This window comes from Enterococcus sp. DIV1090 (genome assembly GCF_050537975.1).
In the GTDB taxonomy this organism is placed as follows: Bacteria; Bacillota; Bacilli; order Lactobacillales; family Enterococcaceae; genus Enterococcus; species Enterococcus faecalis.
The window spans coordinates 1,648,215-1,670,201 of sequence record NZ_CP172917.1; the positions used below are offsets into that span (position 1 = coordinate 1,648,215).

Consider the following 21,987-nt stretch of genomic DNA (forward strand, 5'->3'; position numbering starts at 1 on the left):
ATCTACATCAGAAAAAGAAAGACTTTTTTCAAAAATCTAATACCTGTTGCTCAAATCTAGTCTATTTAAAAATAATCAACACCCTCCTGCTCAGCAAGAGGGTGTTAATTACTCGTTTTTTAGTGATTGATTTGACTTGCTGGTGTGAAAAGCAAACTAATGATGATGCCAACTATCAGTACCGCTAGCAATATAAAAATTAACTTTCCAAACCGGTGATAGGGATTGATCGAAAGCCCAATCCCATAAACTTTCGGAACCCACAAAGGAGGCGTTGGATTATCTTTTTGATCTTTATAGGCTATCTTTAAAATCTGCCACGCAAAATACAACAATGGTAAAACCATAATTACCCCAACTATACCTAGCCATTTTGCTAATAAATCACTGGTATGCAAAAGACTGATTGTCAGAATTGGTACAAACAAAAGAATAAAGCTAATTGTGGCTCCCACTTGTGCTTGCTTAAGCAGTCGTCTCTCACGGAGAGTAAGATTCGCAAACATTCCATCCACCCTTTCATGGTTTTCAGATTAAATCAACGAATCGCTAAAAAACTGAATTAACTGCGAAAATCAATGACCATTCGCCCGCGAATTTTTCCTTGTTCCATTTCTTCAAAAATAGCATTAATTTCTTCTGGTTGGCGTGTTTGACAAACAGGAACAACTTTTCCTTCTGCACCGAATTGGAAAGCTTCGCTTAAATCTTGACGGGTTCCAACTAACGATCCGACTACGTGAATGCCATCAAGAACAAGACGTGGAATAGATAAATCCATTGTCTCAACAGGCAATCCAACGGCGACAACCGTTCCTCCCGCACGGACTGCATCGACTGCGCCATTAAATGCTGATTTAGCTACCGCAGTGACTACTGCTGCATGGACACCACCAATTTCTTTTTGAAGTTGTGCAGCAAAATCAGGATCTTTAACTGGATTAATTAAAAGATCAGCACCCATTTCTTTCGCAAAAACTAACTGATCATCATTCACATCAACAGCTACTACTTTGGCATTAAAGACATGCTTGGCATATTGTAAAGCTAGATTACCTAGCCCACCTAATCCTGAAATCATTAGCCATTGACCTGGACGAATCCCAGATTCTTTTATCGCTTTGTAGGTTGTTACCCCTGCACAAGTAATAGAGGAAGCTGGCTCTGATGCTAAATTTTCTGGCACCTTCACTGCATAACCGTCTGTGACGATGCATTCTTCGGCCATGGCACCATCAACTGTATATCCAGCATTTTTTACTGAACGACAAAGCGTTTCTCGACCAGAAGTACAATATTCGCAATGGCCGCAGCCTTCATAAAACCATGCAACAGATGCACGATCACCAATTTTTAAACTAGTAACGTCTTTTCCAACCTCCGTCACAATCCCAATTCCTTCGTGACCTAAGGTACAACCGCTAACATCGCCAAAATCTGCATTCTTAACGTGTAAATCCGTATGACAGACACCACAGACTTCCATTTTCAACCGCGCTTCATTATCTTTCAATGGACGCGATTCTTTTTCAACAATTTTTGTTGTTTTTCCTTTTGCTGCGACAATTGCTTTATACATGGTTCTTTCCCCCTTGTTTCTATTGTGAATCATTGAACAATAACAGTATAATACTACTTTTCAAAATAAGGAACACCAATGACTTGCGTAAATTAACGCTAATTTGACAGTTTATCCTTGCTAGACAGCTATTCTTCCCTTATGTCATAGATAATTCATACTGGCATGATTTTTTCTGCATAATTGTCAACTATTTTAAAGGCAGGTTTTACAACCTCATTTTTCCCTTCTTTTTTCCCAAGATATAGCAGACGGTACCTAAAATAACTAGAATTAAAAACGCCATGAGGTACTTAAGCCAGTGAAGGTTTTTGACTTTATGATCAACAGAACGCTTATTATACTGATCAGCTTGCTTTTTGTTTATCGTGAAATCTTTTGAGAACGTCCAGCTCCCCTCATGGTTTTTCAACTTAATGGTATAGGTATAGTCTCTAGGTTTAAACGAATCTTTCAGTAAAATAGGTAGGTCAAACCTTGTGTTTGGTGCAAAACTAAGATTATTTTTCTTTTCGTGAATGATCGTTTTGTTTGTTCCTTTTTCTTTAACAAAAAAATCTCCTTCGACTTTTGACAATAACTTCCGCTGTGGATTTTTAATTTCCATCGAAACAGTATTGTGGCGGTTAATTTGCCCAATTTTAACAGAACCACTTTCCAATTTTGCAGGTATGGTCTCTGCTGTTTCATTCACCCGAATAGCAATCGTATGCATATAAACATTTTGAATCCCACCCTTGCTTTGGTCCCCAGCTATCTCTACAGGTCGAATCGTCACTCCACCTAATAAAATTCCTGAGAATAACTTTTCTGGCATCGTTATTTGAAAATCAATCGTTTGTGATTGTTTACCAGGAACACTAATGTCCTTCCTATTGGGACTAATCAAATCACTAAGTACCAAACTCATCGATGGATCTTTTTCAAAGCTACTTTTTGTATAGTCAACTATCCCATTACTATTTGTTGTTGCTGTATTTACCTGAACTTTAAATTTTTGAGGGTTCGGCGTAGTATTGGTTATCGTTAATTTGAATGTATCTTTTTGTTTCGGAGTTAATGTCATATCAAAAAAATTACTGGTTTTGTTATTTTGAGTTGCTCCGAAAACGGGTGTGACTGTATACGCATTCGCATTGTCAATTGTTGCTGAACTATTGGTATTAGACGGATCTGCCCAGGCACGCATCGCTCCACCTAAACAGAGAATAGTCAATATAAAAAGTATCTTTAAAATTCTTTTCAATTTATCTGCCTCGTTTTCTTACATCGTTTTATGTTAAATTCTTAGGCGGGTGCTCCATCGATGGCATTCCAGACGATGGTCCCAGAGTAGGTATTTGCAGCAATACTTTTAGGTATATTTAACGTTGCATTTAAATCGGCTGTCGTGACAGTGTCTGATAAACGGATATCACTTTTATCTAGCGAAATAATGGTTGAAGCATCTGTGGTTAAATCAACGCCCGTAAAGGTACCTTTTTCAGAAGATCCGTCAGGTTTTTTAGTGTCTAAATGAAGTGTCATTCCGTCTAAGCCGGTGACACCTTTTCCTTTATCTTCTAAATTCGCTGTCAGATACCAACCTGTATTCGTTGTCCCACGATTATCATTAATGATAAGTTGCGACTTGCTTTGATCTGGTTGCGTATGATCTTGGCCGTCTTTTGTCACCGTCCCAAAGTTAATTTGTGCTAATGGTGTAATGGTTAATCCGCCACCCAAAACCGACACATTCGCTGTAGTATTGGTATTATCAGCCGCATTCACAGTTTGTTGTCCAATTAAAAAAATCCCCGTTCCTAAAGTGACAGTTAAACCAATTATTTTTTTATTCATTATTTTTCCTCTTTTCTTTATAAAGTCCGACGATTAATGTACTTCCGAGTACCACGATTCCTAAAATCGTCTCTTGAGACGTAATCTCGTTTGTTTTTGGTAAAAAATTAGGTTGTCCTCGTGAAGTTGGCATATCGTTAGTCTGCGGTATAAGCTCATTGGGATGTGGAACAATATCCTCACTCTCTTTCACTATTACCATGACTTTTGTGCCAGCTTGTGCGTCAGTTGTCTTGTCTTCAGCTTGTGCTTGAATTGGCAAACCGAGAATAAAGGCAACAAACAATAAATCATAGATAAACCATTTCACAGCTATTCCCTCTTCCCTTACGGTGTTGCTTCTAAGTTCCAAATTAACTGAGCTTCATATTTATCAGCAGGTGTGACTTTTGAAATAGTTAATGTGGGCAATAATTGTAATTTCGTCAAAACTTTTTTATTTTTGATAGATTGGTTACTTACGCCAGCTACTAATTGTTGCTCATCGTTAACCATGATATTTTGCTCAGTTGTTACATAATCGACTGACTTTGGATTTAGCGTGAGATCAAGCCCTGCGTCTTTCCACGCTTGTGTTTTCTGATCATTTAAATTATAGGCTACTTCAAGCTGCCAGCCAGTTGTCCGATTAGGATCCCCCGTATCTTCAATGTTCATCTCACAACTTTTTAATGTCTGTGTTTGATCTTGGCCATTAAATTTTACGTTCTCAAAAGGCATTAGTTGTTCAGATAAGTGATAAAAGTCTAGACGATTAGAGTAATAGTAGGTCCAATCAACAGTAATACTTTTACTAAAACCTACTATTTTAGAGATATCATAAGTAATTTTATAGACGCCTGCTACTTCATCGTTTACCTGATCAGGCGTATAGCGAATCGTTATCTTACTATAAGGAATGGACTGTCCATCATTATCTGTTGCACTATCAAAAAGACGTTTTGGATCGAAGGGCGTCCCCACAGAAAAGCTGTCGTTATGTGCACCAATATGAGCTGAAGAGGGAATGACTTCTAGTGCAGTCTGCGCCTCTAATCCTAGGTAGTTATAATCAATTTCATATTTACCAACCACTTTTGTATCCACCGCATCTACTGGGACCTTTTGCTCTCCGTCCAGTTTATATATGGTGACACTTACGTCTCGAAAATCACCTTTTTTACCATCTGGTGTTTGTAAGCTAGTCACTTCACTTTCTGGTTGCCATTGAGTATATTGATAAATCGTATCTTGAGATTTAACTTTAATTTGCGCTTGATCAATGTGCACAGCTAAACTTTTCTCATTTGAGTAGCTTTTAGATGTATCATCAACATCAAGAATTCTAAATGTTAATGTGTAATCTCCTGAAGTTGGTAAAGCATCTGCTAAATAGTTAAAACTAACGCAATCATCTGTGACTGGTAAATTTTTTAAATCTTGCTCCCCAATTTTATGAAAATCAGTTTGGGCAGCACCTGAAATTTTTTCTTCAATCTGAACTTTTCTAGTTGTCGGAGCCTTAACGGTTAGTTCTACTGGTATCTTTTGTTGCGGGTGAAATGTTGTTTGACCTTTAACAAAAGCTGCCTTTTCTAAACTTGGCACTTGGTATGGATCTATTGTGACGCGCATATATGTTTTATCTGTGGGCTCTGAAGAATCCGTTCCTGGCGGGTTGACTAACGGCAGCCCACAACCATCTTTGCCACTAAATAAATAGGTTGTTAACCCGTTTTGTTGTTGTGAAGAGACATTCACATTGGCCTTAGGATCAACTGTGTGAGTATGAAAATTAACTACACGCGCAAACCGTTGAGCAACATACCCATCTGTCCAATTAAGCGGATTGTCTTGTCTTTGGTTCATCGTAAACTTTGGTGATAAAAAATCCCCTGGTAACATCGTTTTGCTTTCAGGTATTTCAGGATATTTAGAGGCATCTTGGGTATTGTAATTGGATAATGGATTGTCCTTATCACCGCTGTCCCATGGCGAGATATAAGAAGACCAAGTAGCCACTTTTCCGGTGATTCCAGTGATAATTTGATGATTCAAATTATTTGGATCTTGCTTTGCTGCTGCCGCTAAACTTGTCGCACGTAACCACATGTCTGCACTAGCCGTTACCATATTATGATTAACTGTATTCGTTGTATCTGAAAATCTACCCAATTCATACGTCCGGCCAAAAAAATCTGCCGATAACGAAAATTGATCACTCTCATTACCATCCGACAAAACATTTGATACAGGTAAGCGATGTTTCGTTAAACTTTTATTGAGGGAATAATCCTTCGAATCGCCATCTTTCATCAAAGTTGCCACATCTAAATCAAAATGAAGCTCAAATGTTATTTTAGTTTTATCAGGTTCATTACTCCAAATGTCATAAATTTTCCCAAGAGACAAATCAATAGAATCTCCACGTTCACAAAACATCACCTGATGCTCAGTATCAATCCCACTATAGTCTTGTTCGGGATCACCCCACCCTGGTGAACCATCTTCTGAAAAACCGTTAAACGTCCGCATTCCTTTTGTGTTGATGATTGATATTCGTGTATTTTTTTGTCCACTAATTGAATAAAAATTTTCTGGATTATCCGCATAAGACTTGTCATAAGCCGCTTTAAAATTATCTGCACTTATATTTTCTGGTAAATGAAACATCAGACCATATTGCATCCCATCGGTATCGAAAGCAAGAGCAGTAATTTTTTGTGTATGAGAAGTGTCCACTGTTCCGTATAATTTTACGTGTAATTTTCCTCCAAATGATCCATCAGGACCACCACCATCGTCATGGCTTATCTCCATTCCATAAGGTAAATCAGTTCTCAAATCAATGGCTATCCCTCCCGCTTGATAGAGTGAAGCTGCCTCGCATTCTTGAAAGTGCAAGCTCAAAAAACAAGAAATCGTTACCAATAGTAGACAAGAGTAAAAGAAATAAGCAATGCTTTTTTTTCTTTTGTAGGTTGGCATTTTCATTTTTAATTGTTCGTTGATTTTTTTCATTGCTTACTCACCTTGACCTTTTTTGGAATTAGAAACTAAATAATAATTATTCTAACTACTGCTAGCTTATCAACATTGAAATTGCTTTGCCACACACAATTAATGTATAAGGCTGTACATTAATTGTGATGGCCGCTTCTTATTGCGCTTGTGTTAACATATCAATACAAAAATTTAAAGAAAGTAGACTACAATGAACCTAAATTTTACTTTTGGAGGTCCATAACATGTTTCCATCCTACCTAACGAATGAGCTAGAAATTTTATTTTATATAGTGAAGCGAGCTCATACGTCATTAAATGAAATTTCTTCCAATTTAAAAATTTCAAAAAGAACGGTCAAGGAAAATCTGATAAAAATAAATCAAGAATTCGAGGATACTTATCAAATCCAACATTTTATTGTCTCTAACAATAATGGCATTGTTTGTGTAAATCCAGCGTACCGAAAAAGCGCGGTCGAATACGCCTACACGTTAAAACTCAATCTTTTAAAAAACAATGTACAATTTAATTATTGCGTACAATTGGTCACACATTCTTCCATTGATAAAAACGAATTAATTAAAGTTTTATATATTTCTGAACATTATCTGGTAAAAATCACGAAACAACTGAATAACTTTTTTAAAATTTTTGATATAGTAATCGTTAGTATTAAGGGTATTTATCAATTAACTGGCAATGAATTATCGATTCGAGTGTTTTCTTTCATTTTCCTACAAGATTCCTTTCAAGAATTGGCTTGGCCTTTCTCTAAAATAAGTCTTGAAGAAATAAAAAAAAGTCTACCCGATGAACTTCTTGAACGATCCTATAAAAATGTCCGAATGAAGAAAAGAGCGTTTTATATTTTATATGCGATATTTAAAACTAGAACAAGTGCACAAAACTTCTTAAAGATGCCGCACTCTAAAAACCTGCATTCTTTTTTTATTCTGATCAATCAATACAGTCATGTGACTTTATTTTTTCTTGAACACTCCTTCGCTGACATTCAATGCGAAACAAGAAAAACTGAAATTTTATACTTTAATTTTTTATCTCGCATTTTTATTCCTTATATCTTTTCGGAAAAGCAAACGAAACAAATAGAAAAATTATTTATAGAATCTAACCATCCTTATTGTGTTTTATCAAAAAAATTGTTTAAGCAAGTAGCCTACTTACTGACAAATCAGCATGATTATCAATACGTTTACTATCTTTCTATTTTTAATGCTTGGTACTTTTTAACGGAGGGCAATTATTATACTTTTTTAACACTTTATTTACCGCAGCCAGAAATTTGTACTCCGTCAGATGTGGCATACTTTAATCGAATAAAAGGAACGGTGGCAAAATTAGTTCACCAAGAAACGCATTTAGAGTTACTCAGTCAACTGCTTTACACATTGTCTGTGTCCGAAAAAAAAGTACAAGTGAGAATCTATTTACAAATTATCAAAGATTTTTATGCAAGTTATTTTATTAAAACACGGTTATCCTCCTTATATAATACAAACGCAATCTCTATTACCGAAGACTTCACAAATGCGGATATCATCATCACAGATTCCTTCGAAAAAGCTACTTCTAATCAAGATATTTTCTACTTAGATTCCATTGAAAATGAAGAAAGTTGGCATGAGCTTACAGAATTTATTCAACAAAAATATATGGCTAAACTTAATGTTGGACTATAATTGTGAGTTTTCTTAAAAAGAGCAAATTTGAAAAAAAAATTTAGAGGTGTATACTAGCAGAGGAATAATTTTTTAGCTTCTAATAATTTTTAAAGAAGGAATGTTTTGTGAAATTATCTATCAAAAAATTTTTTGAGGTTTTCTTAGAATCGTCTTGGGCGTATAGTCGCCCTATACTAACTTTTGATACAAGACAGAACTGGTTTGCCCTTGTTCTTAGTATCATTATTGCAAATGCTGTTGGTGCTGTTCTAACAATAGTCTTTCCTTTCGCTTTTGTTTTAGTAAATGTTGGTAGCTTTTTGGGCACTGTAATTTGTGTCTTACCACGACATAGCTCTCCACAAAGAAGTGCCATAGATGGTATTTTAATGATTTTTCTTGGTGCCAGTCTGGGGATACTTTTACAGTCGTCAAGTATATTCATTATTTTATTATTCGTCCTTGGTTTGTATTTTTCAGGGATTGTAAGAAACTTTAGTATTGGTCTGTATATTCGATGTCTCTTTGGGACCATTTCTTTACTAGCTGGTGCGCAATTAAAAGGCAATTTGTCTATTGGTCAAACTTTTGAAGGTCTGGGTGCAATAATTTTAGGTATGTCCATCCTTTGTTTGTTCTATTGTCTTTATTCTAAGCCGCAAAACAATGAGGCACGAAAATTAGTAGCCGATTTATATGAGCAATTATATTTATTAGCACAAGGAAAACCCGCACGCTATGTCCATTTCAGAATAAAAGTACGCGAATCTGTTGAAACAATGCCCTGGGTCAATCATCAAAAAACACCATGGATTTATCCCTTGGTTTCACAAGCAGATGCAATTGCAGGCTCGTTAGATTCAACCAATGCAGCTGAAAATCTTCCTGCTTTAAAAGCAATTCAACTCTTTTTAAAAGGAGAACAATTAACCCTGCCTCTTCAAGAATTTGCTTCAGCAAACACCGAAATAAAATCAGCAATCCTTCTGATACAAAACGAACAATCCTTTAAAAAAATCTCATTTAAATCTTTCTTACCCACAAAAGAAGGACTTGCAGAAGCCAAAGAGATCCTTCATTCTTACAAAGGCAGCTCTGCTAGATTCGCAATTCGTTTAGCTTTAACTGGTTTAGTGTGTCATTTTTGTTCGCTTATTCTTAATTACATGTACCCTTTGCCTTTAGCTAATCACGAATTCTGGGTAGTTATTTCTGGTTGTTTAATGGTTATGCCAGGTTATCATGGTACACTCGGTAAAATCACTTCAAGAACTATTGGTTCTATTTTAGGTGGTTGTTTAGGCATCTTTTTGTCCCAATTAATTGCTAACTTAACAAACCTAAATCCTTTATGGCCAATGTTATTGTCTTGTTTGCTAGTTATATTGTATGAAACCGTCCGTAAATTAAGTCAAGCATTTCTAATGCTAAGTGTGACCACTTGGTTAACTTTCACATTAGGTGGTAGTTCTGCAGGCTATACAAGAGTTTTTGATGTAATTATTGGTGCGCTGATTGCTTTTGTTATGTTTTTTATTTTCCCAACATGGCATAGTCAAGTATTACGTAAAAATATCAATAGTTGGTCAAAAACGATCAGCTCTATTTTGCTAGCGTTAATCAATGAAGAGACCACGTTACCAAGTGATGCTTGGGTACTAGCTTATCGAGTACAACGTAGAGTAAACTATTCTATTCAAGAAATTGTTCTTGAATCTCCTATTTATAGTAACGATGCCTCTGCTGAAAGCTTAATGCAACAAAAACAACTAAATGATCAACTGTTGGAAATGCAAACTGCTATGGAAGAGCTTCTTTTAGAACTTATGAAAACACAATACTACTTAAAAAAATTAACGCCAGTTAGGCCGGACACACTAAACACTGAGTTATTTAACTATTCACAGCAAATACTTTCACTCACGAATCCCAAAAATAATCGACTAATCAACCAGTCCAAACAATCCATTTATTTTCCTCAAATTGAACAATCACTGGTAATCTTAAAAAATTCTACAGCTAATTTCTTTTTAGCAAATATCAAATGATTAAATAGACAAAAAGCCTAGGAAAAATCCAAAGGGAATTTTTCCTAGGCTTAAAAGTTGATAATCTACTGGCAGAGTAATCAATGAAAACAACCGACCTAATCGAGCAGAAAATTTGGTTTTTGTAACGGAATACCCCTGTCCTGACTCCGTTACACCGACTCAATTTTATAAACTTATCTGTCTAACATTCACAAAAAACTTTTTTTTCAGTTTCTGTGAGGATATCATTCATTCGACCAGATTTAAATCCTTCTAAGTCAAAAGTTACATAATTAAATCCTTGTTTTTTAAGATAATCTGCAATTTTTTCTCTGTTTTCTAATAACAGAGAAAGTTTGTCTTCTGGAATTTCAATCCGTGCTAAATCATGATGTGCTCTGACACGGACAATTGGAAAACCTATTTCCCGTAAATATTTTTCACTAGCAAATACTTGATCAATAGCTGAGCGTGTTAACTTAATGCCATAAGGAATTCTTGAAGCAATGCTACATGAGGCAACTTTACTCCAATTGGAAATACCTGCGTCTTTAGCAAGTTGACGTATTTCGATTTTATATAATTTAGCTTGTTGTAGCGGACTGATGACCCCTTCTTGATCTCTTGCTCTTAATCCAGGACGAAAGTCAGTATTATCATCCATAATCATCCCATCGGCAAGAACATCAAATCCCTCTTTCTGAATAGCTGAACGAATAGTTTTATATAATAATTTTTTACTGTAGAACCAGCTATTAGGGTTATTTGCAACGATTCTATCATCCGCTAATTCGCTCATTTCAAGGCCTAACACATTTGCTCCCAATCCATTAGCTAAATCGACCGCTTTATCAAACTCATCATCAGAAAATAATTCTGAATTTACAACAACCGCAAGTACATTTTCAGCACCTAAAGTGTCCAAAGCTTTTTTTAGCAAGTAAGAGCTATCAATTCCACCTGAATATGCAACAGCCAACTTATCCATTTTTTGTAATTCGCGAACTAAATTTTGTTCTTTCGTTTTCATGACAGACATTTAAACCATCTCCTATTGATTTTCTTTTACATAATTAATTATAGACATCTCCACATTAGAAAAAATCACGATTCATAGTATCAATTATTGTCAATATTTGTACACTTAATACCGTTTTAAATGTTGTAACAAGTTAGCATTGGCTTCTATCTCTTCCTTTGAATACCTTGTAACAGCCGAATCAAACAATAAAATGGAATCAGCTTCCTCGCAAATACTCAAATAGTCATGGGTGGAAAGGATAATTGTTTTACCAAGTTGATGCAGATTTTTTATTATCTTTTTAAATAATTTTTCCGATTCTTTTGTCAACCCAGCAAACGGCTCATCTAATAAATACACGTCTGGATTCATTACTAACAGACTAGCAAAAGCCACTTTTTTCTTTTCTCCTCCCGATAATTGATAAGGCACTTGATTGCTTAAATGGGTAATTTTTAATAAATTCAAACAATCATTAATTCTTTTTGCTGTTTCATGCTCGGATAGTTGGAGCTGTCTAGGGCCAAATGCCAATTCGTCATAAACTGTTGCATTAAATAATTGTGTGTCCGTCTCTTGAAATAATATACCCAAATGAGCATAATACTTCTTTTTATGAATAGGGTCTTTTTTCCAGGCCGTTAATGATTGTTCCATAAAATAAATCGTTCCCTCGGAAGGTTTTAAAAAACCTGCGAGCAAATTTAAAAAAGTGGATTTTCCACTGCCGTTATCTCCCATCAAAACCAGATATTCTCCTCTGGCTATTTCCAAATTACAAGGCGAAAAAACAGGCTTCGTTTGATAGCGATAAACCAAATGATTTACTCGATACATATTAGTTCCTCCCTAAATAAAGCAACCCCCCGAAAAATAAAAGATAGGCAATACTAACCAAAAAATCTTTCGTTTTTAATGGTTGCTTTACTCGATAATATTGACCAGTATATCCTCTTGCTTCCATCACCATGTCCAACTTTTCCCCATACGTAAAAGATTTTAAAGAAATTAGACTGATTAAATTACTACCCGTACTCAACTGGATATTTCCACCAACTGCTCTAGCTTCTACAGCGGCAAGCAGTTGGATTAAGAGATTTCCAAAGAAAAAGATATATTTAATCGTAATATCTAATTGTAAAAGTATTATATTCGGAAAATGAAAGATTTTTAATGCTGCTATAAATTGATTCATGTTGGTTGTTTCCATATATTGACTAATCGCTATGGCTAAAAAAAACAAATGAACAATAAATAATAAACTAAATTGACCTAAAAAAAAGATCGGTAAATAGATAATCAGCGGCATCAAAATGAGGATACTAGCTTTTTTGACAATGTTTCGTAGAATAGTTGGTTTTTCAACTAAAAGTAACATGCCTAGGTAGATGCCTAAGAGCCACAAAACAAGAACTTTTTGTGCTGTGCTGATTAAAACAATTAGTAAAAAAGTACTGATCAGTTGAATTGCTGGGTGTATATCACTGAGAATAGTCTTATTGCGTTTCCCACTCACCTGAAATTTATTTAATAAAAAAAGGATTCCTTTTCGATTTTTAAGCATAAAGGTTTCTTTTTTATTAGGTTCAAGGGACGTGGAAGATTCTTTCATCCATTCAGGCATCAACTTTGCCTTCTTCCATTAAATAAACGAAAAATGAGTAAAAAAACGATTATGGCTGTTACGCCACTTAAAATATATCCAAGTGCTAATGGCAGTCCTGGAATAAAGTAATCACTGAAAAGTGCATGAAATGAAAAACCATTCACCATACCTTTTGGTTGTACTGCAGGTAAATGATTCTGTTTTAAATTCTTGACTAATTCAGATAAATCCCATTCACCCCAAGCAGTGGCATGATCAATCAAACCTAATGGACATAAAATTACCATAACCAATAACAGTCTCTTTAATCGCAACAACGGAGTCCTTTTCTTCTTTTCTTCGATAAAAATTGCATCTTTTGACACACTTTTTACAAAATTATAGACACACACGGTGAAGAGACCTTCAACAATTCCTATTACTAACAGATGGACACTCATCATTGCTGGTATAGTTATAGAAAGACCATATGGGTTATAAAGTGGCGTACCATTCGCTTCATGGAATAGTAAGGGTTGGATACCTAATAATACAGAAGTAGAAAATGCCGCCACATTTACACCAAGATACCCAGCTAAGAAAAGACCCATTGTTTCAAATTTTTTTACACGCGTAACTAGCTTATAAACTCCATATCCCACGAATGGCATCACAAACGCCATAGAAAAGGCGTTTGCACCAAAAGCTAATATACCACCATCACCAAATAAACAAGCCTGTAATAGTAAAGCCACCGAAACAGACAGCGTCGCGGCCCAAGGTCCCATCAATAATGCGATGAGAACAGCCCCAACAGCGTGCGCAGTTGTTCCACCAGGTACTGGCAAATTAAACATCATTATTAAAAATGACAAGGAGGAGGAAATCCCTAACATGGTCCCTGTATCTTTTTTTAATTTAATTTGAACGTCAACTTTTTTTACAGCGCGGTACCAGACAGGTACCATAATCGCGCCCATCACTGCGCAAGTTTGTGGGCTTAAATAATTTTCTGGAATATGCATGTTCGTCAGACTCCTATCTTATCGATCAATATAATCAGCTAAATAACTTTGATCGTAAATCACAATTTTTTGTTTTTTGATATCGATGACTTTTTCCTCTTTTAAATCATGGATAATTCGGTTTACGCTATTTCTCGTTGAAATCCCGCAAAACCCCGCAATATCCTCATTAGTTACTTGAAAATCAATTAATATTCCTTCCTCTGTCTGTACACCAAACAAATCAATTAATTGGTAAATAAAAGTACAAACAGCCCCTTTCTTACCATTCATTGTCATATTCTGTAAGGAACTAATACTCTCCGATAATTTTGCACGGTAGTAATCCCGTACATAATCTTGAAGAACAGCATCTTCTCTAACATATTCCCAAAATACAGTCCTTGGTATCCGATAAAAGCTAGCCTCTTCCGACTCAATGCGGATATTAAAAGGAGCAGATGTATAATTTGATACTTCATCACGTAACAATGAAATAATGTCAGGAGACACAATATACGACAGATTAAATTCTCGTCCATCCTTTAAAATAATACTCGTCTTAACGACCCCTTTCTTTAATACATAGGTGTACGCTTCCTCCAATCCATGATAAGCGAGATAAGTATGGCGTTTTTTTTTGATAATCGGTGTCTTCTTTCTATCTAAGAAAGCTGTAAGATAATCTGACTCCATAATTGTCACTCCTTTGACTAAGTTTCTGTTTGATTCGTTAACTATTATAAACACTCTCACCAACCTTTTGTTAGCAAATGTTACCCACAATAAGGACTGTGTGATTCCTAAATTTCATTATACTTAGTCTCGTAAAATATTACTTAGGAGATGATTGCTATGGTAGAAATTAACCTACCTTATGACAAGAAAATGATTACTGCAAGAATTCCCGATAAAAATTTTATTGGGCTTCTCGAATCAAAAGCTGAACATTTTTCAAATCCATATACTGAGAAAGAAACAGTCGAAAAATCGCTGGACAATCCTATTGGAAGCCTTCCATTAGAAGAATTAGCTAAGGGTAAAAAAGACATTGTCCTCATTAGTTCCGATCACACACGTCCCGTTCCTTCACATATTATCACCCCAATTATTTTGCGTAGAATTCGTTCAGTGAACAAAACAGCTAGAATCCGGATTTTAGTTGCTACAGGCTTTCATCGCCCTTCTACACGAGAAGAACTGATTAGCAAATATGGTAAAGCGATTGTAGAGAATGAAGAAATCGTTATGCATATCTCTACTGATGATTCCTCAATGGTCAAAATCGGTCAACTACCTTCAGGGGGCGATTGTATCATTAATCGCATTGCAGCAGAAGCAGATTTACTGCTGGCCGAAGGGTTTATTGAATCACACTTTTTTGCAGGATTTTCTGGTGGACGTAAATCTGTTTTACCTGGAATTGCTTCTTATAAAACCATCATGGCTAACCATTCTGGAGAATTTATTGATTCCTCCAACTCACGGACAGGAAATTTAACGGATAATCCGATTCATAATGATATGGTCTACGCTGCCGCTAAAGCGAATCTAGCTTTTATTGTTAATGTCGTTTTAGATGGTGACAAAAAAATTATTGGTTCCTTCGCAGGTGATATGGTTGAAGCGCATAAAGTTGGTTGTAACTTTGTAAAAGAAATTGCCCGTGTCAAAAAAATACCTTGCGACATTGCGGTTTCAACGAATGGCGGATTTCCACTTGATCAAAACATTTATCAAGCAGTTAAAGGGATGACCGCTGCAGAAGCAACCAATAAAGACGGCGGTGTCATTATTATGGTCGCTGGGTGTCGTGATGGTCACGGTGGTGAAGGTTTTTATGAAAATATTGCCAATGTTAAAAATCCAAACGAATTTTTAGAAGCAGCCATCCATACACCACGATTAGAAACCGTGCCAGATCAATGGACTTCGCAAATTTTAGCGCGAATTTTAGTTCATCATCATATAATTTTTGTTTCAGATCTTGTTGATCCTGAGCTTATCACTTCGATGCATATGGAAATAGCAAAAACGTTTGATGAAGCGTTAGAGCGAGCATTTGAAAGAGAAGGTCTAAATGCAAAAGTGACTGTGATTCGAGATGGCTTGTCTGTCATTGTAGAATAATGATCCTTGAGAAATCAGGAATAAGGAGCGTTGTATTATGCAACCGAAAGAAATTTTAGGAGCTTTTAAAGAGGGAAAATTATCTTTAGAAGAAGCAACAAACAAATTAAATGGCTTTTGCGAATTAGACTTTGCAAAAATTGATACGCAGCGTAAAGAAAGAACTGGTTATCCAGAAGTCGTTTATGGGGAAGGGAAAACAATTGAGCAACTCATCAAAATTATCAATAGCTTAAGAAAAGAAAACAATACAATTTTAGTTACTCGCGTTTCACAACAAAAAGCCCAGCCTTTAGAGTCGAACTTTCCTCATGGAACCTACTATGAACTTGCACGTTGTTTCGTTATCAACCAAATGGAGACTACAACAAAAAACTATATTGCGATAGTTACTGCTGGAACGTCAGACATGTCCGTTGCTGAAGAAGCAGCAATCACTGCAGAAACTTTCGGGAATCAAATAAAACGTATCTATGATGTAGGCGTTTCTGGCATTCATCGTTTGTTCGCTCACCTAGATGAGATTCAACAGGCTTCGGTGGTTATTGTGATTGCAGGTATGGAAGGCGCACTAGTGTCCGTGCTAGGCGGACTAGTTAGCGTGCCAGTGATTGCCGTCCCTACTAGCATAGGCTACGGCAGCAATTTCCAAGGACTGACTGCTCTTTTAGGAATGCTAAATAGTTGTTCCTCTGGCGTTAGTGTAGTCAACATAGATAACGGGTTTGGTGCCGCTTATAATGCAAGTATGATTAATCAAATAAAGGAGTCTTCACTATGAAAAGCTTATTTTTAGAACCATTTTCTGGTCTTAGTGGTGATATGTTAAATGGATTGTTGCTTGACTTAGGCGGGGATTTAAACAAACTGTTAATCGAATTAAAAAAACTTCCCATCGATGGGTTCACCATTCAAGCCCAACGAATTGCTAAAAGTTGTATTTACGGAACAGATTTCGATGTTCTCCTACAACATGGAAAAAAGGATTACGGTATAAAACACAGTCTCTCTCCTCACCACGAAAATGAACATCATGAAACGAAAGAACATGCACATCATCATAGCCATTCTAGAAATTTAAAAGATATTTATACATTAATTGAAAAAAGCGACTTGTCCAATTTTGTAAAAAAACATAGTAAAAATGTTTTCTATGACATTGCAAAAGCTGAAGCTGCTGTTCATCAACAAACAATTGACACTATTCATTTTCATGAAGTCGGAGCAATTGATTCAATTGTTGACATCGTTGGCTTTTTTATCCTATGGGAACAGTTAGAGATTGAACAAGTCTATTCAACGCCAATTACAGATGGAAGTGGTACTATCACAATTGCCCATGGAGTCATGCCAATACCAGTTCCCGCGGTGATGGAATTACGTAAAGAAACAAATTTAATCATTCAACAAGACTTTGAGATAAAAACTGAACTTGTCACACCGACTGGCTTAGCTATTTTTAAAGAACTTAGTCCTCTATTTGTCGCACCAGAACAACGATTAATTGAAAAAATAGGTTACGGATTTGGCAAACGAGAAACCGGCAAATTCAATGCCCTCAGAGGATCAATCTTTACTGAAACACATAGTAAAAAAAAGAGGACAGAACACCATGACCAAGTCTTAAAAATTGAAACAAATATAGACAATCAAACACCTGAACAGTTAGGTTACGTAATGGATCTATTATTGGAGCATGGTGCTCTAGATGTTTTTTTCACGCCCATTCATATGAAAAAAAACCGAAGTGCCATTCTATTAACGGTTTTAACAACAACAGAGGAAAAAGAATATTTTACAGAACTACTCTTTAAACATACTTCTACAATTGGTATGCGTTTTCAAACAATGGAACGTAGTGTGATGGACCGTTCTTTCAAAATCTTGGAAACACCTTTTGGTAAGGTCCATATTAAAAAAAATCATTATCATGGCCTATTGAACGAGTCTATTGAATACCAAGATTGTGAACGAATTGCTAAACAATATAATTTTACAATTGAGGAAGTCTATCGCCTCGTCCAAACATTAAATAATAAAACTATTGATTAAAGGAGCTTTATCTTATGTTTCATCATATCTTATCAGAATTTATGGGAACTGCATTAATGATCGTATTTGGGGTAGGTGTTCACTGCGACGATGTCCTAAAACGAACAAAATACGCTGGTTCTGGTCACATGTTTGCAATCACTACTTGGGCTTTTGGAATCTCTGTTGTTCTGTTCGTCTTTGGCGGAGTCTGTATTAATCCAGCAATGGCCCTCGCTCAAGCTATTTTAGGAATGATTCCATGGTCTTACTTCATTCCCTATGTCATCGCTGAAATGTTAGGCGGCATTTGTGGCGCCGTCATTGTTTATATTATGTATGCTGATCATTTCAAGCTATCCGCCGATAGTGTCGATCCGATCGCCATTCGTAATATTTTTTCTACAAATCCGAACCAACGAAATTTACCAAGAAACTATTTTGTTGAAACTTTTGCAACATTCATTTTTTTAACATCTATTTTAGCGATTGCACATTCCTACGAAACACAACTACCCATTGCTGTTGGCTTGCTTGTTTGGGCAATCGGCATGGGGCTAGGTGGTACTACAGGATTCGCAATGAATCAAGCACGTGATTTAGGTCCTCGTATCGCCTATCAACTTTTACCAATCAAAAATAAAACCAATAATGATTGGCAATATGGGTTGATTGTTCCCGGAACTGCACCGTTTTTAGGAGCCATTTTTGCGACACTTTTCGTAAAATTTTTCCTAAAATTCTAATAAACCAACTAAATTTCTAAAACAAAAAAATATATAAAATAGAAGCTAGTCTCTAAATTTCTTCTATTTTATATATTTTTATTTTAATCACAAGATTTTTTCTGTGTCTTAGAGAGTAAGAATTTAATTTATTAGCTTTTTCGTCATCGGTTTTCTGCAAAAGTCAGTTTGCTCTAACAGCTAGAGTCCTTTTTGGTGATTGTTCAGTAAGTTAATCCTGGATTGAAAACACCTAATAAAACGCCAACGAGAGAAATAACAACTAAAATAAGCATCGTCCAAATAGCGGAAACATGTTTTTTGGACATTAACCACCAACAAAACAAGGTAACAAGTATCGTTAATAATCCTGGATAAATACTGTCAATTTTATCTTGCAGTTTAAGGAAAACTTTTCCGTCAGCACCTATTAATTTAAGAGAAGTAGTTACATTTACCCAAGATGCAAGGACCCCACCAACAACCATACTACCGATAACTCCGATAGCAACTCTAACGGCGGCTCCTTCTTTCCCAACTAAGAAACTTACTGCTTTATCGCCAAAATGATAGCCTCTAAAATACAAAAAGCGTTGGCCAAAATAGGAAATTAACGTCCAAACAATAATATAAAATATGGCACCAATTGGCGAACCGCCCGTGGACATTCCTAAGGAAATTCCTAACAAGATAGGAATTAAGGTACCATCAACTAATGAATCACCAATCCCTGCAATTGGCCCCATTAATCCTGCCCTCATATCATTAATGGTTTCTCCATCAATTTCATTCTTACTTGCTCTAGCCTCTTCCATACTAGCAGTCACACCAACAATGACCGTTCCAAGCATTGGATTTGTGTTAAAAAAAGCTGTATATGCTTGAATGGCTTTCACTTGGTCTTCATGTTTTGGATAAAGTTTTTTGATAATAGGAAGCATTGAAGAAAGATAGCCGAAGGTTTGCATATGCTGTTGTGAAAAACAAGTTAACGCTCCCCAAAACCATAAATGAAAAGAATGCTTTAACGTTTTTTGGTCTAATTTATTTGCTTTCAACTCTTCCATCTCATATGTCCTCCTCTTCATCATCATTCGTCAGACTTCCTGTTGAATCAACCAGTTTAGTATTGTTTTTAATCAAAGCAATTTTATAAAAAATTACAGCAAAAAGAAGCGCAATAATCGTTATTGAGACTAAATTGAGTTTTAATGAAGCAGCTAATGTGAACCCTACAAAAAAAGGTACAAAATCAATGTTCTTATTAACAATTTGACGTAACAAAATTGCAATTCCCACACACGGAAGCATGCCACCTACAGTAAAAAGCGTTTTCATTGCAAGACCATCCATAGGTAATGCATCTCTCATTGCTGTAACAGCCGTAGCCCCAAAATAGGTTAAAATCACGGTTGGCAAAAAGGAAAAAAGTAGATGAGAAATCCACGGCCAACCAAAATTAATGGCATATAAATGATCAAGCTTGCCTTTTTTTATATCTTTCCAACCAAACGATTGCCAAACTAAATTTAACGCAGCAACAGAATAAAATAATACCGTTCCGATCGTTCCAACTAATGTGCCGACCGATTTAGCTAGGTCGGCTGCAGAGCCGCCAAGTGGATCTAACCCTTTGGTCGAAATCGCCACCATCGCCAAAGGAATCCCGATATATGAAATTGCCCGCACATCAGCAGACACTGTGCCTCCAGGTGTGACCAAAGCAATGTAAACTAATTGCATTGCTACGCCACAAGCGATTCCTAATTTTAAATCTCCTAAAATAATGCCACAAACTAATCCGCCGACTAAAGGACGCCCAATCGTATAATTTCCCACCGCTTGTCCAGCCATACAAGAATTTGAACACAGACAAGCAAATAGGCCTAAAATAGCCGCTTGTATCCAGTTGATTGTCATAATACTACTCTCCTCTTTTCAAAACTTCTAGAATCAGTAACCAAATTTAGCTTTAAAATGCGCCCAAGAACCAATTCGTTGATCAGGTAACAAGGCAAAATCCACTTTGTAACCAGCCTTTTCAATTTCTTCAAAAGCCGCTGCTTCTTCTGCTGTAAAGGATTGGTTATCCCCTAATTTAATTGTCCCTTCGCGGTCATTTCCCGGTCCAACATTAATCATTTTTACTTCACTTGGAACAAAATGCCAATCCACCAAAATTTTTTTCATATCCAAAGGGCTCTTTGTAATCAAAAAGTATTTTGACTTAGACGCTAATACTTTATCCTTTACATCAAAAAAATGCGCCATTGTCCAAATAAAGGTTTTTTTATCTTGTGCAGCTGCTTTATAAGCTTCCTTTAAAATAGGGTTACTTGCTGCTTTGTCATTCACAGCTATAATGCCATCACAAGGCATTTCTTTAGTCCAACGTAAAGTAATTAAGCCATGAATCATTCGATCATCGATTCGAACAAAAGAAATTGACATGTTCATCTTCTCCTTTAGATATCCTCTTCAGTTACATCGTCCTCAGTTATAGTTAACTCTCTAATGCCATGACAAGCATCCGCTACTATCATTTTTTTCAAATCAGATAATTCACTAGTTTCTTTCAATAAAAGCGCATTTAAAGCCATTGGAAAATTCACTCCTCCAACAATCAGAGAATTTTCTAGCATTTTTTGCTTATCTAATACTTTACAAATAGTAGCAAGTGGACTCCCGCCTACAATATCAGCCAAAACGATTAGCCTCGTTTCCTGCGGTAATTTTTCAACTTCACAAAGAAACCGCTTACCAAAATTGTCGGTAGATTCACCAGGTTGTAAGCCAAACACTCTGACTTTCTCTATCTCCTCGCTAGCAAACATCCCTAATGAATTTTTTAACCCTCTAGCAAAATCGCCATGACTGACCAGAACTAAATAAGTCATTTCCTCTCTCCTTTCTTAACATTTCTACTTCAAAATTTTTTAAATCACCTCTTTTTAAGAGTCCATAATACAACTTTTATAAAATGAAAATACTTGCTTCGTTCGCCTCACACTCCTTTGATAGCATGAATGTTTAACAACAGTACCTTTCTAAAATTAAAGTCATTCACTAAAAAAGTTCTAATGAATTTGGCTGTTGTAGCTTGATAACAAGGAACAATGACTTTCTTTATCCATAAAAACATTTAGTTGATTACGCTTAAAAAAATAAATAATATAGCAATTCCCAAAAAAGTTGCTTTTGAATAGTCCCTTTTCTAAATTTATTGATTCATTTTTTCAACTATTAGGTTAGCAAAGTCCCAACACACATTCCACCCACAATAGGTGTACATAGTTGTACATTATTCGGAGTTAATCAACTCATTTAAGCTATGGTAAAATAACTATATATCACTCCAATTTTCTAATTATATAGG

Annotated in this window: 21 protein-coding genes; 6 read left to right on the forward strand and 15 right to left on the reverse strand. The window is 35.9% G+C overall.

The window, feature by feature from the left end; genetic code table 11:
- Positions 1–119: 119 nt before the first annotated feature.
- The 6 genes from IGL48_RS07920 to IGL48_RS07945 form a co-directional block, all read right to left on the reverse strand.
- A complete protein-coding gene (locus IGL48_RS07920; protein ID WP_002361986.1) occupies positions 120–515 on the reverse strand; it encodes a hypothetical protein in 396 nt (131 codons plus the stop codon).
- A gap of 47 nt (positions 516–562) precedes the next feature.
- Positions 563–1,579 carry an alcohol dehydrogenase AdhP gene (gene adhP / locus IGL48_RS07925; protein WP_080349190.1) on the reverse strand — a complete coding sequence of 339 codons (1,017 nt, stop codon included), beginning with the start codon at positions 1,577–1,579 and terminating at the stop codon, positions 563–565.
- A gap of 208 nt (positions 1,580–1,787) precedes the next feature.
- Positions 1,788–2,768 (reverse strand): DUF916 and DUF3324 domain-containing protein, encoded by a 981-nt coding sequence (locus tag IGL48_RS07930; RefSeq protein ID WP_025192819.1) that lies wholly within the window; start codon positions 2,766–2,768, stop codon positions 1,788–1,790.
- 98 nt (positions 2,769–2,866) lie between these two features.
- The gene (locus IGL48_RS07935; protein WP_002357217.1) at positions 2,867–3,418 is read right to left on the reverse strand and encodes a hypothetical protein; all 552 of its coding nucleotides are present in this window, start codon (positions 3,416–3,418) and stop codon (positions 2,867–2,869) included.
- A complete protein-coding gene (locus IGL48_RS07940; protein WP_002397402.1) occupies positions 3,411–3,770 on the reverse strand; it encodes a hypothetical protein in 360 nt (119 codons plus the stop codon). The genes IGL48_RS07935 and IGL48_RS07940 overlap by 8 nt, the downstream gene beginning before the upstream one ends.
- Positions 3,746–6,418, reverse strand: a complete 2,673-nt coding sequence (locus IGL48_RS07945; RefSeq protein WP_048949349.1) for a bacterial Ig-like domain-containing protein — start codon at positions 6,416–6,418, stop codon at positions 3,746–3,748. The genes IGL48_RS07940 and IGL48_RS07945 overlap by 25 nt, the downstream gene beginning before the upstream one ends.
- A gap of 227 nt (positions 6,419–6,645) precedes the next feature.
- Between IGL48_RS07945 and IGL48_RS07950 the strand changes: the two genes are divergently transcribed.
- Together IGL48_RS07950 and IGL48_RS07955 are read left to right on the forward strand one after the other, a co-directional pair.
- The gene (locus tag IGL48_RS07950) at positions 6,646–8,103 is read left to right on the forward strand and encodes a helix-turn-helix domain-containing protein (RefSeq protein WP_002394536.1); all 1,458 of its coding nucleotides are present in this window, start codon (positions 6,646–6,648) and stop codon (positions 8,101–8,103) included.
- A gap of 107 nt (positions 8,104–8,210) precedes the next feature.
- On the forward strand, positions 8,211–10,133 hold the full coding sequence (locus IGL48_RS07955; RefSeq protein ID WP_048737288.1) for an FUSC family protein: 1,923 nt from the start codon (positions 8,211–8,213) through the stop codon (positions 10,131–10,133).
- 184 nt (positions 10,134–10,317) lie between these two features.
- On the opposite strand, the gene larE is transcribed toward IGL48_RS07955, so the two are convergent.
- From larE to IGL48_RS07980, 5 genes are all read right to left on the reverse strand, one after another.
- Positions 10,318–11,154, reverse strand: a complete 837-nt coding sequence (larE, locus tag IGL48_RS07960) for an ATP-dependent sacrificial sulfur transferase LarE (protein ID WP_002374609.1) — start codon at positions 11,152–11,154, stop codon at positions 10,318–10,320.
- A gap of 105 nt (positions 11,155–11,259) precedes the next feature.
- Positions 11,260–11,973 carry an ABC transporter ATP-binding protein gene (locus tag IGL48_RS07965; protein WP_002361995.1) on the reverse strand — a complete coding sequence of 238 codons (714 nt, stop codon included), beginning with the start codon at positions 11,971–11,973 and terminating at the stop codon, positions 11,260–11,262.
- A 1-nt stretch (position 11,974) separates the two neighbouring features.
- Positions 11,975–12,760, reverse strand: a complete 786-nt coding sequence (locus IGL48_RS07970) for an energy-coupling factor transporter transmembrane component T family protein (RefSeq protein WP_010824744.1) — start codon at positions 12,758–12,760, stop codon at positions 11,975–11,977.
- Positions 12,760–13,746: a cobalt transporter CbiM gene (gene cbiM, locus IGL48_RS07975; RefSeq protein ID WP_002361997.1), complete on the reverse strand. Its 987-nt coding sequence runs from the start codon at positions 13,744–13,746 to the stop codon at positions 12,760–12,762. Before cbiM ends, IGL48_RS07970 begins: the two co-directional genes overlap by 1 nt.
- Before the next feature lie 18 nt (positions 13,747–13,764).
- Complete coding sequence (locus IGL48_RS07980) at positions 13,765–14,421, reverse strand: Crp/Fnr family transcriptional regulator (RefSeq protein ID WP_002361998.1); 657 nt, start codon at positions 14,419–14,421, stop codon at positions 13,765–13,767.
- A 159-nt stretch (positions 14,422–14,580) separates the two neighbouring features.
- Here IGL48_RS07980 and larA point away from each other — a divergent pair, with 159 nt between their 5' ends.
- From larA to larD, 4 genes are read left to right on the forward strand one after another with little or no spacing between them, the layout of a single operon-like run.
- Positions 14,581–15,855, forward strand: coding sequence for a nickel-dependent lactate racemase (gene larA, locus IGL48_RS07985; RefSeq protein WP_002361999.1), 1,275 nt, complete (start codon positions 14,581–14,583; stop codon positions 15,853–15,855).
- Positions 15,856–15,892: 37 nt separating this feature from the next.
- The gene (gene larB, locus IGL48_RS07990; protein ID WP_002379543.1) at positions 15,893–16,636 is read left to right on the forward strand and encodes a nickel pincer cofactor biosynthesis protein LarB; all 744 of its coding nucleotides are present in this window, start codon (positions 15,893–15,895) and stop codon (positions 16,634–16,636) included.
- Complete coding sequence (gene larC, locus IGL48_RS07995) at positions 16,633–17,907, forward strand: nickel pincer cofactor biosynthesis protein LarC (protein WP_002379544.1); 1,275 nt, start codon at positions 16,633–16,635, stop codon at positions 17,905–17,907. The genes larB and larC overlap by 4 nt, the downstream gene beginning before the upstream one ends.
- A gap of 14 nt (positions 17,908–17,921) precedes the next feature.
- The gene (larD, locus tag IGL48_RS08000; protein WP_002357197.1) at positions 17,922–18,632 is read left to right on the forward strand and encodes a D/L-lactic acid transporter LarD; all 711 of its coding nucleotides are present in this window, start codon (positions 17,922–17,924) and stop codon (positions 18,630–18,632) included.
- A gap of 203 nt (positions 18,633–18,835) precedes the next feature.
- Here the strand turns inward: larD and IGL48_RS08005 are convergent, their stop codons facing one another.
- Genes IGL48_RS08005 through IGL48_RS08020 form a run of 4 tightly spaced genes read right to left on the reverse strand, consistent with a single transcriptional unit; the run spans position 18,836 to position 21,508 of the window.
- On the reverse strand, positions 18,836–19,705 hold the full coding sequence (locus IGL48_RS08005; RefSeq protein WP_002394543.1) for a PTS system mannose/fructose/sorbose family transporter subunit IID: 870 nt from the start codon (positions 19,703–19,705) through the stop codon (positions 18,836–18,838).
- Positions 19,680–20,531: a PTS mannose/fructose/sorbose/N-acetylgalactosamine transporter subunit IIC gene (locus IGL48_RS08010; RefSeq protein ID WP_002357194.1), complete on the reverse strand. Its 852-nt coding sequence runs from the start codon at positions 20,529–20,531 to the stop codon at positions 19,680–19,682. The genes IGL48_RS08005 and IGL48_RS08010 overlap by 26 nt, the downstream gene beginning before the upstream one ends.
- 33 nt (positions 20,532–20,564) lie before the next feature.
- Positions 20,565–21,062, reverse strand: a complete 498-nt coding sequence (locus tag IGL48_RS08015; protein WP_002357192.1) for a PTS system mannose/fructose/N-acetylgalactosamine-transporter subunit IIB — start codon at positions 21,060–21,062, stop codon at positions 20,565–20,567.
- Positions 21,063–21,076: 14 nt separating this feature from the next.
- Complete coding sequence (locus tag IGL48_RS08020) at positions 21,077–21,508, reverse strand: PTS sugar transporter subunit IIA (protein WP_010824746.1); 432 nt, start codon at positions 21,506–21,508, stop codon at positions 21,077–21,079.
- Between the last annotated feature and the right edge of the window lie 479 nt (positions 21,509–21,987).